The organism is Brevibacterium picturae, from assembly GCF_900105045.1.
GTDB lineage: Bacteria > Actinomycetota > Actinomycetes > Actinomycetales > Brevibacteriaceae > Brevibacterium > Brevibacterium picturae.
Genome location: NZ_LT629739.1, coordinates 4178636 through 4191879 on the forward strand (window position 1 = coordinate 4178636; position 13244 = coordinate 4191879).

A 13244-nucleotide genomic window follows, 5' to 3' on the forward strand; every position below is an offset into this window, starting at 1 on the left:
CACAAGCGGTGCGATGCGTTGCCCTGTCGGGACCGAACGCTGCGTGAGTCTCGTCTCTTCTGTTCACTGTGTCATGGGCGAGGGTTAGTGTTGGACCATGACCTCAGAACGTCCCCTGCCAGCCATCGGCCACAGGCCGGATGTCACGCGCACCGTTGCCCCGTTTGAAGTCGTCTCCGAATACTCTCCCTCCGGTGATCAGCCCACCGCGATCACCGAGATCTCGGACCGGCTCGACCAGGGTGAGCGGGACATCGTCCTGTTGGGCGCCACCGGTACCGGCAAGTCTGCGACCACAGCCTGGCTGATTGAACAGGTTCAGCGCCCGACCCTGATCATGGCGCCGAACAAGACCCTGGCCGCTCAGCTGGCCAATGAGTTCCGACAGCTGCTGCCCAACAACGCGGTCGAATACTTCGTCTCCTACTACGACTACTATCAGCCCGAGGCCTACGTCCCACAGACCGACACCTTCATCGAGAAGGACTCCTCCGTCAACGATGAGGTCGAACGCCTGCGCCACTCCGCGACGAACTCCCTGCTCACCCGCCGTGATGTCGTCGTGGTCTCGACCGTGTCCTGCATCTACGGTCTGGGCACGCCAGAAGAATACGTCGATCGGATGGTGACTCTGCAGCGAGGCGAGCAGTGCGACCGCGACGAACTCCTCAAACGCTTCGTGTCGATGCAGTATGCCCGCAACGACATGGCATTCACCCGCGGCACCTTCCGCGTCCGAGGCGACACCGTTGAGATCATCCCGCAGTATGAGGAGCTGGCCCTGCGGATCGAGTTCTTCGGCGACGAGATCGAAACTCTCCAGACACTGCACCCTCTGACCGGCGAGATCGTCCGGGAGGAGGAGACGATCCATGTCTTCCCGGCCTCGCATTATGTTGCCGGTGAGAACCGGATGGGGCGCGCCGTCAGCGAGATCGAGGACGAGCTGCAGACCCAGCTGAGCGAATTCGAGTCGCAGAACAAGCTCCTCGAAGCCCAACGCCTGAAGATGCGTACGACCTACGACCTCGAGATGATGGAGTCGATGGGCTTTACCTCCGGCATCGAGAACTATTCCCGGCACATCGATGGACGCCCTGCCGGATCGGCGCCGAACTGTCTGCTCGACTACTTCCCCGAGGACTTCCTCCTCGTCATCGACGAATCCCACGTCACGGTGCCGCAGATCGGCGGCATGTACGAAGGAGACATGTCCCGCAAGCGCACTCTGGTCGAACATGGGTTCCGCCTTCCCAGCGCGATGGACAACCGGCCCCTGAAATTCGACGAGTTCCGTGAACGCATCGGACAGGCAGTGTACCTGTCCGCGACCCCCGGCAATTTCGAGCTGGGCAACTCCCACGGATACGTCCAGCAGATCATCCGACCCACCGGTCTCGTCGACCCGGAGATCGTCGTCAAACCGACCAAGGGACAGATCGACGACCTGCTCGACGAGATCAGAACGCGCGTCGACGACCAGGAGAGAGTCCTGGTCACCACGCTGACGAAGAAGATGGCCGAGGACCTCACGGACTATCTCCTCGAACACGATGTGCGAGTGCAGTATCTGCACTCAGACGTCGACACTCTCCGTCGCGTCGAGCTCCTCACGGAGCTCAGAGCCGGCGAGTTCGACGTCCTGGTGGGAATCAATCTCCTGCGCGAGGGCCTTGACCTGCCCGAAGTCTCTCTCGTGGCCATCCTCGACGCCGACAAGGAAGGTTTCCTCCGGTCAGCCACCTCACTGATCCAGACGATCGGTCGCGCGGCTCGTAACATCAACGGCCAGGTCCACATGTACGCCGACACCATCACTCGGTCCATGCGTGAGGCCATCGACGAGACCGACCGCCGACGTGAGATACAGGTCGCGCACAACAAGGAACACGGCATCGACCCCGCGCCCCTGGTCAAGAAGATCGCCGATATCACCGAACGACTGCAGCGAGAGGACGCGGACACCCGTGAGCTGCTCACCGAATTCGACTACGGCAAGGGCAAACGCGGGTACAACTCGACGTTGACCGACGAACAGCGCCAGGCGGCAGGCCAGGCGGGTTCCCTGCGCCCACCGGCAGCGGACCTGACCGAGCTGATCGAGTCACTGACCTCGCAGATGCACACGGCCGCAGCGGAGCTGCAGTTCGAACTCGCCGCCCGCCTGCGCGACGAACTCTCAGACCTGAAGAAGGAACTGCGGCAGATGAAACAAGCAGGGCACGCCTGATCGGACCCGCGTGCAGGTGCGCGAGCATCGGCACGACTATACTGGTAAGGCTGGCGAAAGGGAGTATCCCGTCCATCCGTGCTCGTCACCACGATCCATAGAGGGTCCGGGCTCGGAGCGCACGCCGCCACTGCCTCAGTGGTCATAGCGTGGGAGAGACTTTCGGCACGGATACATCACCGAACCCTTTGAAAGGCATCCATGGATATCCTGTCCTCCACGCTCGCAGCCGGCGGAAACGCCGCAGCTGGGAGTGAGTCTCCGATCCCCGCGTGGTTCATGATCACCTCAGGCATCGTCGTGGTCGCGATCCTCGTCCTCGACCTCCTCCTCGTCGTCAAGCGGCCCCACACTCCGTCGATGAAGGAAGCGGGCATCTGGGTCGCCTTCTACGTGACTCTGGCCCTCATCTTCGCCGGTGCCCTCTTCGCCATCGGAGATGCCCAGCACGGCAGCGAGTTCCTCACCGGTTGGCTGCTCGAATACTCGCTGAGCATCGACAACCTGTTCGTGTTCATCATCATCATGGGCAGCTTCTCAGTCCCGCGGAAGTATCAGCAGGAAGTCCTCATGGTGGGCATCATCATCGCCATCGTCTTCCGCGGCATCTTCATCCTGGCCGGTTCTGCGATCATCACCGCGTTCGTCGAAGTCTTCTTCATCTTCGGCATCTTCCTCCTCATCGTCGCGTATCGACAGGCGTTCAGCGATGATGACGATGGCGACGGGGAGAACGCCTTCATCCGGTTCCTGCGCAAACGGATCAACGTCGTCGACGAATACCACGGCAACAGCCTGCGCGTGACGATCGAGGGCAAGAAGTTCTGGACGCCCATGTTCATCGTCTTCATCGCGATCGGTTCCACCGACGTCATGTTCGCGCTCGACTCGATACCGGCGATCTTCGGCGTCACGCAGAACACATTCCTGGTCTTCACCGCGAACGTCTTCGCTCTGATGGGTCTGCGCCAGCTCTACTTCCTACTCGGAGGGCTTGTCGACAAGCTCATCTATCTCCACTACGGAATCGCGGCGATCCTCGCCTTCATCGGCGTCAAGCTCTTCATCCACGCTCTCCACGAATCGGACTTCGAGTTCCTGTCGTGGGGCTCCGCAATCCCCGAGGTGCCGACGTGGCTGTCGTTGGGCTTCATCGTCGTTGCCATGGCGGTGGCGACGCTCGCCTCCTTGGCGAAGATGAAGAAAGACGGCATCCCCATCCGTGGGGGCAGCTCCCAAGAGTCGGAGGACTCGCAGGACTGATCATGCGGCTGCGCCACGACCGCGAATCAGAGCAGTCGTGGCAACTGTGCGCGGGTGTCCGCCCGAACGGGGACACCCGCGCACGCAGTTCTCAGCTCTGGGAGAATGGGCCGAAGACCGGGGTCCACTCTCGAATGATCGTTTCGTCGATCACGCCGATCGACGCATAGGGGTCGGTCGCCAACAGGCGTTCGATCTCTACCCGGTCGGCGGCCTGCAGAAGCAGCAGACCTCCGGGAACGGGTTCATTGTCCAGTGGCCCCGAGGCCAGAACGGTTCCGGCTTCGTGCAGTTCGGCCTGCCACGCGCGATGGGCAGGTCGTGATTCCATCCGGGTGTCTGTATCCGGTCCATAGACATAGTTGACGGCGAAAACCGGCATCTGAAACTCCTGAGGTTCGATCAATAGGATGGACATCAGTCTAAACGGAAAGGTCTGTGCATAGCTGTGGTGCGGTTGCAGGAGATCCCAGCGGAATTCGCTGATGAAGACGCAGTGTACGAGGCCTTCGGCCGGTACTGCGAAGAGCTCGGAATCGAACCGTACCCGGCCCAGGATGAAGCCATCCTCGACATTCTGGCCGGCGACAACACGATCGTGGCCACACCCACGGGCTCGGGCAAGTCCCTTGTCGCGCTGTTCGCCCTCTACCAATCATTCACCCGCGGGATCCGGGCCTATTACACCGCACCCCTGAAAGCGCTGGTGAGCGAGAAGTTCTTCTCCCTCATCGATGCCTTCGGACCTGAGAACGTCGGCATGATCACCGGAGATTCAACGGTCAACGGCGACGCACCCGTCATCTGTGCGACGGCCGAGATCCTCGCGAACCAGGCACTGCGGGAAGGCGGTCTGGTCGACGCGGGCATGGTCGTCATGGACGAATTCCACTATGTCGCCGATCCCTCTCGTGGCTGGGCCTGGCAGGTGCCCCTGCTCGAGATGCCCCAAGCGCAGTTCGTGCTCATGTCGGCCACACTCGGCGACACGAGTGAAATCTGCCGCACCATGGAAGACACCACCGGTCGCGACAGCTCCGTCGTCACCTCGGCGACTCGACCGGTCCCTCTCGACTACGAATACTCCACCGAGACTCTCTCCGACACACTGCGCTTCCTGGTGCGCAACGACAAAGCTCCCGTCTACGTCGTGTCCTATTCCCAGGCCGGCGCCATCGATCTGGCCACAGGGCTGCTGTCCGTCGACCTGGCATCGAAGGACCAGAAAGCTGCGGTCGCGGAAGCCATCAAGGGATTCACCTTCGCGAAGGGATTCGGGCAGAGTCTGCGAAAACTGCTGCTCCACGGCGTCGGCGTCCACCACGCCGGCATGCTGCCGAAATATCGCAGGCTTGTCGAACAGCTCGCACTCAAAGGTCTGCTGTTGGTCATCTCGGGCACAGACACACTCGGCGTCGGCATCAACGTCCCGATCCGTTCCGTGCTGCTGACCGGGCTGACGAAGTTCGACGGTCGGAGAATGCGCAAACTCAGCGTCCGCGAATTCCAACAGCTGGCCGGCCGCGCCGGTCGTGCCGGGTTCGACACCCGCGGCTACGTCATCGCCCAGGCGCCCGAGCATGTCATCGAGAATATGCGCGCCGAGGCCAAAGCGGCCAACGCGGCCAACGCGGACAAGAAAAAGAAGAAGGTCAAGAAGAAATCAGCCCCGGCCGGGTTCGTCGGCTGGTCGGAGGAGACCTTCACCAAACTCATCGAATCACAGGCCGAATCCCTGCGCTCACGCATGAAGATCGATCATTCGACGATCCTCAACCTGGTCGCACGCCCCGGCTCGAATGTGGCGACGATCAGCGACTTCATCGACAAGACCCACGAGAGCCGGGAACGCCATCTCGACCTCAAGCTCACAGCTCTGAGAATCGGTCGCTCGCTCATCAATGCCGGACTCATCGAAATGCGGGGCGACGAACTGGTGCCGACCACGGATCTGGGACCGCAGTTCGCCCTCAACCAGCCACTGGCCCCGTTCGTGCTTGCCGGACTCGAACTGCTCGACACGGAGTCGGAGACCTATGCTCTCGACGTGGTCTCGCTCGTCGAATCCACCACACCGGTGCCGTTTCCCGTCCTCAAGGGCCAACTCGATCGGATCAAGAAGGACACTCTGGCCGAACTCAAGGCAGATGGTCTCGAATACCCCGAGCGCATGGCCATCCTTGACGAGATCGAAGGACCGAAGCCCCTGGCAGAGATTCTCGAGCCCGCCTTCGAGCACTTCATCGAAGCCCACCCGTGGCTGCGAGCCGGGAACTTCGAACCGAAGTCGGTCGTGCGCGACATGATCGAACAGGCGATGGGCTTCACCCAGTTCATCGGCTACTACAGTCTCACCCGGGTCGAAGGCAGCCTGCTGCGCTACCTCACCGATGTGTTCCGCGCACTGACGCACAATGTCCCTGCCGACGAGAGGACGGACGAACTCTCGACCATCATCGAATGGCTGGGAGAGACGATCGCGAGAACCGACTCGTCCCTGCTCGACGAATGGCGGACCCTGCAGGGGCTGTCCCCGACGGACTTCGCGGACGAGGAGCTGCCCGACCTCGACCGCAAATTCTCGGACAACGCGAGGGTCTTCACCGCCGAAGTGCGCAATGCGCTGTTCCATCGGGTGCTGCTGGCCGAACGCGCCGACTACGCAGAGCTGGGTCGGCTCGATGCCGACGGCGGCTTCGACGCCGATGCCTGGGAAGACGCGATCGAGGACTTCTACGACGAATACGGCGACCTCCTCACGGATGGGAAGGCCAGAGGGAAGGAATATATCTCGATCGAACATGGTTCACAGACCTGGACCGTCCGTCAGACCTTGGCCGATCCCGATGACAACAAGGACTGGGCCATCGACGCCGAGGTGGACGTGCCCGCCAGCGACGAAGCCGGAGACATCGTGCTCCGGATCCTCGCGGTCGGTGAGATCAGCGCCCGTCCCCATTCGAGCAATGTCAGTGCCGAGTAATACAGTGGTCAGGTGATGAAAACTAACAGCGGTGAGCAGTCGGCAGGCGTGTCACATCTCGACACTCTGTGGGTCAAGGGCGCGCGCGCCCATAACCTCAAGAACGTGGAGATCGCTCTGCCCCGCGACTCCATGGTCGTCTTCACGGGTCTCTCGGGGTCGGGGAAGTCATCCTTGGCCTTCGACACGATCTTCGCCGAGGGGCAGCGCCGCTATGTCGAGTCGCTGTCCTCGTACGCCCGGATGTTCCTGGGCCAGATGGACAAACCCGATGTCGATTTCATCGAAGGCCTGTCACCGGCGGTGTCGATCGATCAGAAGTCGACCTCCCGCAACCCCCGATCCACGGTCGGCACCATCACCGAGGTGCACGACTTCCTGCGCCTGCTGTGGGCTCGGATCGGCGTGCCGCACTGTCCCGTGTGCGGTGAGATCATCACGAAGCAGACCCCGCAGCAGATCGTCGATCAGCTGCTCGAGCTCGAGGACAGGACGAAGTTCCTCGTCCTGGCCCCCATCGTCCGATCCCGCAAGGGTGAGTTCGTCGACCTCTTCACCGAACTGCAGGCCAAAGGATTCGCCCGCGCCATCGTCGATGGTGAGCAGGTCAGCCTCAGCGAACCGCCCACCCTGGAGAAGCAGTACAAGCACACGATCTCCGTGGTCGTCGATCGTCTCGTGGCCAAGCCGGGTCTGCGCCCTCGTCTGACCGACTCCGTCGAAACTGCACTCGGCCTCGCCGACGGACGCATCGATGTCGAGATGGTCGATGAGGGCGTGACCCGAACGTTCTCCGAACACATGTCCTGCCCGAACGAGCACCCGTTGGCAATCGACGAGATCGAACCTCGGGCATTCTCCTTCAACTCGCCCTTCGGTGCGTGCCCCACATGCGACGGCATCGGTACGCGGCTGCAGGTCGATGAGACTCTCGTCGTTCCGGATGAAGACCAGAGCCTCGGCGAGGGAGCGATCGCCCCCTGGGCAGGCGGAAAACAGGTGACGAAGTACTTCAATCGTCTCCTCAAGGGCCTCGGAGACGAACTGGGCTTCGACATGGCGACGGCGTGGAAGGACCTGCGGAAGTCGGACAAATCAGCGATTCTGACCGGCAAGGACTACAAGGTCCACGTCAAGTACAAGAACCGGTTCGGGCGCGAACGCACGTACTCGACCGGATTCGAAGGCGTCTACCAGTACATCCAGCGCAAGCACGAGGAGACCGAGTCGGACTGGTCGCGGGAACGCTACGAGTCCTACATGCGCGAGATCCCCTGTGCCAGCTGCAACGGTGCCCGACTGAAGCCGGAGATTCTGGCCGTCAGAGTCGGCGGCAAATCGATCGCCGAGGTCTCTGAGATGGCACTCGACGAATCCGCTGAATTCCTCTCACAGCTGGAACTCGACGCCCGCGATGCTGCCGTGGCGGCTCAAGTGATGAAGGAGATCAATGCCCGACTGGGCTTCCTCCTCGACGTCGGACTCGACTACCTCAGCCTCAACCGGCCCGCCGGCTCCCTGTCCGGCGGTGAGGCCCAGCGCATCCGACTGGCCACTCAGATCGGCTCGGGCCTCGTCGGGGTGCTCTACGTCCTCGACGAACCCTCGATCGGTCTCCACCAGCGTGACAACAGGCGACTCATCGAGACCCTGAACAAGCTCAAGGAGCTCGGCAACACCCTCATCGTCGTCGAACACGACGAGGACACCATCGAATCGGCCGATTGGATCGTCGACATCGGCCCCGGCGCAGGCGAGCACGGGGGAGAGGTCATCTACTCCGGACCGGTTCCCGGACTCAAAGACGCCGACCGGTCCATCACCGGCGACTACCTCGCCGGACGCCGAGCCATCCAGGTCCCGACGACCCGTCGGCCGGTGGACAAGGACCGTGTCGTCACGGTCGAAAAGGCCGTCGAGAACAACCTCCGCGACGTCACAGTCTCCTTCCCCCTCGGCGTGCTCACCGCCATCACCGGTGTCTCGGGCTCCGGCAAATCGACCCTGGTCAACGAGATCCTCTACACCCAGATGGCAAACGTCCTCAACGGTGCCTCACAGGTGCCGGGCAGGCACAAGAGAGTCACCGGGCTGGACAATCTCGACAAGGTCGTCCACGTCGACCAATCGCCGATCGGTCGCACCCCACGGTCCAATCCCGCGACCTACACCGGCGTCTTCGACCGCATTCGGCGCCTGTTCGCAGAGACCGAATCGGCAAAGGTCCGCGGCTACCAGCCGGGCAGGTTCTCCTTCAACGTCAAGGGCGGGCGCTGTGAGAACTGCAGCGGCGACGGCACGATCAAGATCGAGATGAACTTCCTGCCCGACGTCTTCGTGACCTGCGAGGTCTGCGGGGGAGCACGGTACAACAGGGAGACCCTTGAAGTGACGTTCAAGGGCAAGTCCATCGCCGAGGTGCTCGAGATGCCCATCGAACAGGCGGCAGAGTTCTTCGCGGCGATCCCCGCCATCTCCCGTCACCTGAATACCCTGGTCGAGGTCGGCCTGGGCTATGTTCGACTGGGCCAGCCCGCGACCACGCTCTCCGGTGGTGAAGCCCAGCGCGTCAAGCTTGCGGCCGAACTCCAGAAGCGCTCCCGAGGCCGCAGCGCCTACGTTCTCGACGAACCGACCACGGGACTGCACTTCGAAGACATCGCGAAGCTGTTGAGCGTCCTGCAGGGCCTCGTGGAAAAGGGCAACACGGTCATCGTCATCGAGCACAACCTCGACGTCATCGGCAATGCCGACCACGTCATCGACCTGGGTCCCGAGGGCGGACGCGGCGGCGGCCAGATCATCGCAGAGGGAACCCCGGAGGAGGTCGCCGACAACAAGGCCAGCCATACCGGGCGGTTCCTCAAAGTGATGCTCGATGGCTGACCCAGCGTCCTACCGCCCGGCCACGGGCAGCATTCCCACCTCGGCGGGGGTCTACAAATTCCGGGACCCCGACCGGCGGGTGATCTACGTCGGGAAGGCGAAGAACCTCCGCAATCGGCTGAACTCGTACTTCTCGAATCCCGCGCAGCTGCATCCGCGCACCTCGACGATGGTCCACACGGCCGCCTCGGTGGAATGGACCGTCGTCGACACAGAAGTCGAAGCACTGCAGCTCGAGTGGACATGGATCAACGAGTTCAATCCGCGGTTCAATGTCATGTTCCGCGACGACAAGTCCTACCCGTACCTCGCGATCACGATGAACGACGAGGTGCCCCGGGCCTTCATCACGCGCGGCAAACGCCGCAAGGGTGTGAAGTACTTCGGGCCCTTCGCCCAAGTGTGGGCGATCAAGGACACGCTCGACTTGCTGCTGCGGGCCTTCCCCATGCGCACCTGCACTGCGGGAGTGTACAGACGAGCCGAACGCAGCGGACGTCCCTGCCTGTTGGGCTACATCGACAAATGCGCTGCCCCCTGTGTGGGCCAGATCAGTGTGGAAGGTCATAAGGACCTCGCCCGCAGCATCTCCGACTTCATGTCCGGCAACACCGGACGCTTCATCAGCTACCGGCAGAAGGAGATGGCCGCGGCCGCGGAGGAGCTCGACTACGAACGGGCGGCTCGACTGAGAGACGAGGTCACCGCGCTGCAGAAGGTGCTCGACAAGTCGGCAGTCGTCCTCTCCGTCAACGCCGACTGCGATGTGTTCGCCCTGGTCACCGAGGAACTCGAAGCCTCAGTGCAGGTCTTCCACGTCCGTCAGGGACGCATCCGCGGACAGCGCGGCTGGATCATCGAACGCTCCGATGATCACACCCCGGCCGAACTCACCACCGACTACCTCCGGCAGGCGTACACGGGACTTGATGCGGACGCGATTCCCCGCGAGATCCTGGTCGACACGGTCCCTGCCGACATCGCCTCGCTCGAGAGCTGGCTGAGCGAACAGCGCGGGTCCAGGGTCACCGTTCGGGTCCCGGAACGAGGTGAGAAGAAGGCCGTTCTCGAGACTGTGAGCAAGAACGCGAAAGAGGCCCTGCTCCAGCACAAGCTCAAACGCTCCTCCGATCTGACCACCCGCAGCACCGCGCTCAAGGAGATCCAGGAGTATCTGACCCTGCCCGAAGCGCCTCTGCGCATCGAATGCATCGACATCTCTCACACCCAGGGCTCCAATGTCGTGGCCTCACTCGTGGTGTTCGAAGACGGACTCGTGAAGAAGCGCGACTACCGTCACTTCGCCATCCACGGTGAAGCCGCAAACGATGACACGGCTTCGATGTACGACGTCGTCTCACGGCGATTCAGCCGCTACCTCGAGCAGATGAGCTCCGATGAACCCGATGAACGCTTCGGGTACCGCCCCAGCCTCCTCGTCGTCGACGGAGCCGGCCCTCAGGTGACAGCGGCCACCAGAGCGCTCCACGACCTGGGCATCGTCGACATCTCTGTGGTGGGCTTGGCCAAACGGCTCGAAGAGGTCTGGGTGCCAGATGATCCGTTCCCTGTCATCCTGCCGCGCAACTCCGAGGGACTGTTCCTCATGCAGCGCCTGCGCGATGAAGCTCACCGCTTCGCCATCAGCTACCACCGCTCGAAACGGGCGAAGGCGATGACCAGCTCCGTCCTCGACGACATCTCGGGCCTCGGCGAGTCCAAACGGACCGCGCTGCTGCGTCATTTCGGCTCGGTGAAGAAGGTTCGTGCGGCGAGCGTCGACGAACTCTGCGAGGTCCAGGGCATCGGACCGGCCCTGGCCGAGAAGGTCGCGGCGGCTCTCGCCGACTGAACTCGCGGCCCTCGCGGACCGACAGTTCGGCAGGCGCTGAGCCCGCTGGGCGACATCTGCTCTAGAGTGGTTCTCGACAGCTGTCTTCAACCGCGCAGCCCAAGGAGGACGTGTGAGTACGCAGGCCGAATCGAACGGCGCCGACCATCCCATCGAGGTCGTCTTCGTGACGGGAATGTCCGGAGCAGGTCGGACCACCGTGGCCAATGTGCTCGAAGACATGGACTGGTACGTCGTCGACAATCTGCCCCCGCAGATGATGCGGCCCCTCGTCGAACTCGTCGCCCGTGCCGACGGGGCGCTGCCGAAGATCGCCATCGTCACCGACTCGAAGGGTCGGGCGAAGTACGCGGAGCTCGAAGACACGATCAGCGACTTCATCGATCAGGGGCTCTCCCTGCGCATCCTCTACGTCGATGCCGCCGACGAGGTGCTGGTTCGACGATTCGAATCCACGCGCCGCCCCCACCCGCTGCAAGGCGAAGGAACGCTGCTGGAGGGGATCGAAGGTGAACGCTCGGCCCTGGAATCCCTCAAACACCGTGCCGACATCATCATCGACACCTCAGAGCTCAACGTCCACCAGCTCTCCACCCAGGTCCGCAAACGCTTCAGCACCGATGACACCCCCCTGCTGCGACTGACCGTGATGAGCTTCGGGTTCAAATACGGTCTGCCGAAGGACGCCGACCACGTCGCGGATGTCCGCTTCCTGCCCAACCCGTATTGGATCCCGCACCTGCGCGGGCACAACGGGCTCGACTCCGACGTGGCCGACTTCGTGCTGGGACAGAACGGCGCCGAGGAATTCATCGAACGCTACACCGCGACCTTGGACACCGTCTCTCAGGGCTACCTCCACGAAGGTCGCGGCTACGCGATGATCGGCATCGGCTGCACCGGCGGCAAGCACCGCTCCGTGGCGATCAGCGAACGCGTTGCCAAGAGCCTGGCCGCGCAGACCGGCATCCCGGTCACCGTGCGCCATCGTGATCTGGGGAGAGAGTGAGATGGAGACCGAGGATCTCCCTCAGATCATCCCTGCAGCCAAAGACAAGGGACCCAAGATCGTCTCCTTCGGGGGAGGCCACGGGCTCTACGCCGCCCTGCGCGCATTCCGCCTGCTGACCGAATCCCTGACCGCTGTCGTCACAGTCGCCGATGACGGCGGTTCCTCCGGCAGGCTCCGCGACGAGCTCGGCGGGCTTCCGCCCGGTGATCTGCGTATGGCTCTGGCCGCTCTCTGCGACGACGGGAACTGGGGCAAGACATGGCGGGACGTCATCCAGCACCGGTTCGACTCCGACGGTGAACTCAGCGGCCATTCAGTGGGCAACCTGCTCATCTCCGCCCTGTGGCAGATCCATGGTGACCATGTCGCCGGCCTCGACTGGATGGCCAAGCTCCTGCGCGCCCACGGTCGAGTCCTGCCCATGTCCTCGATTCCGCTGACGATCGAGGCCGACGTGAAGTTCCCGGGATCCTTCCAAGTCGTGCGCGGCCAGTCCGTGCTCGCGTCCACCCTGGGGCATGTCGAAACCGTCCGTCTCGATCCGCCCGTGCCACCAGCACGACACGAAACGATCGAAGCCGTCGCCGAGGCCGATGTGCTCAATCTTGGACCCGGCTCCTGGTACACCTCGGTGATGCCGCATCTGCTCGTTCCCTCCCTCGCCGAGGCGATCGGGCAGTCCTCCGCAGTGAAGTCCCTCACGCTGAACCTCAGCTCCAGCGACGGTGAAACACGAGATCTCAGTCTCAGCGAACACCTCGCGTCACTGCACAAACACGCCTCCTCCCTCGAGCTCGATTACGTGCTCGTCGATGAGGCCGCAGTCCGGGTGGAACCTGACCTGCAGCGGTGCGCACGTGAGATGTTCAACGCCAAAATATGGGCCCGTCCGCTGCGCTCCAGACGGGCGGGACAGCATGACAGCCTCAAGCTCGCCGCGTGTTACCGTGACATGTTGGTGGACGCCGGGATCGGCGTGGATGAGCAGTGGTAGGAAATTCGGTTGCAGGAGGATGAA

8 protein-coding genes are annotated in these 13244 nt (G+C 62.7%); 7 read left to right on the forward strand and 1 reads right to left on the reverse strand.

Annotated features, from left to right (window positions below):
• Positions 1-97 precede the first annotated feature (97 nt).
• Positions 98-2230 carry an excinuclease ABC subunit UvrB gene (gene uvrB, locus BLT92_RS19020; RefSeq protein WP_092108170.1) on the forward strand — a complete coding sequence of 711 codons (2133 nt, stop codon included), beginning with the start codon at positions 98-100 and terminating at the stop codon, positions 2228-2230.
• Between the two features lie 201 nt (positions 2231-2431).
• Entirely contained in the window at positions 2432-3493 is a 1062-nt protein-coding gene (locus BLT92_RS19025) for a TerC family protein (protein WP_092108172.1), read from the forward strand.
• 91 nt (positions 3494-3584) lie between these two features.
• Here the strand turns inward: BLT92_RS19025 and BLT92_RS19030 are convergent, their stop codons facing one another.
• Positions 3585-3875: a YciI family protein gene (locus BLT92_RS19030; RefSeq protein WP_092108174.1), complete on the reverse strand. Its 291-nt coding sequence runs from the start codon at positions 3873-3875 to the stop codon at positions 3585-3587.
• A gap of 66 nt (positions 3876-3941) precedes the next feature.
• On the opposite strand from BLT92_RS19030, the gene BLT92_RS19035 reads away from it, so the two are divergent.
• The 5 genes from BLT92_RS19035 to BLT92_RS19055 all read left to right on the forward strand — a co-directional run bounded on the left by BLT92_RS19035 (position 3942) and on the right by BLT92_RS19055 (position 13220).
• Positions 3942-6476 (forward strand): DEAD/DEAH box helicase, encoded by a 2535-nt coding sequence (locus BLT92_RS19035; protein ID WP_092108175.1) that lies wholly within the window; start codon positions 3942-3944, stop codon positions 6474-6476.
• Between the two features lie 15 nt (positions 6477-6491).
• Positions 6492-9362 (forward strand): excinuclease ABC subunit UvrA, encoded by a 2871-nt coding sequence (uvrA, locus tag BLT92_RS19040; protein WP_092108177.1) that lies wholly within the window; start codon positions 6492-6494, stop codon positions 9360-9362.
• Positions 9355-11214: an excinuclease ABC subunit UvrC gene (uvrC, locus tag BLT92_RS19045; RefSeq protein WP_092108179.1), complete on the forward strand. Its 1860-nt coding sequence runs from the start codon at positions 9355-9357 to the stop codon at positions 11212-11214. The genes uvrA and uvrC overlap by 8 nt, the downstream gene beginning before the upstream one ends.
• Before the next feature lie 112 nt (positions 11215-11326).
• Positions 11327-12223 (forward strand): RNase adapter RapZ, encoded by an 897-nt coding sequence (gene rapZ / locus BLT92_RS19050; RefSeq protein WP_092108181.1) that lies wholly within the window; start codon positions 11327-11329, stop codon positions 12221-12223.
• Between the two features lies 1 nt (position 12224).
• A complete protein-coding gene (locus tag BLT92_RS19055; protein WP_092108183.1) occupies positions 12225-13220 on the forward strand; it encodes a gluconeogenesis factor YvcK family protein in 996 nt (331 codons plus the stop codon).
• The last annotated feature ends 24 nt before the right edge of the window (positions 13221-13244 follow it).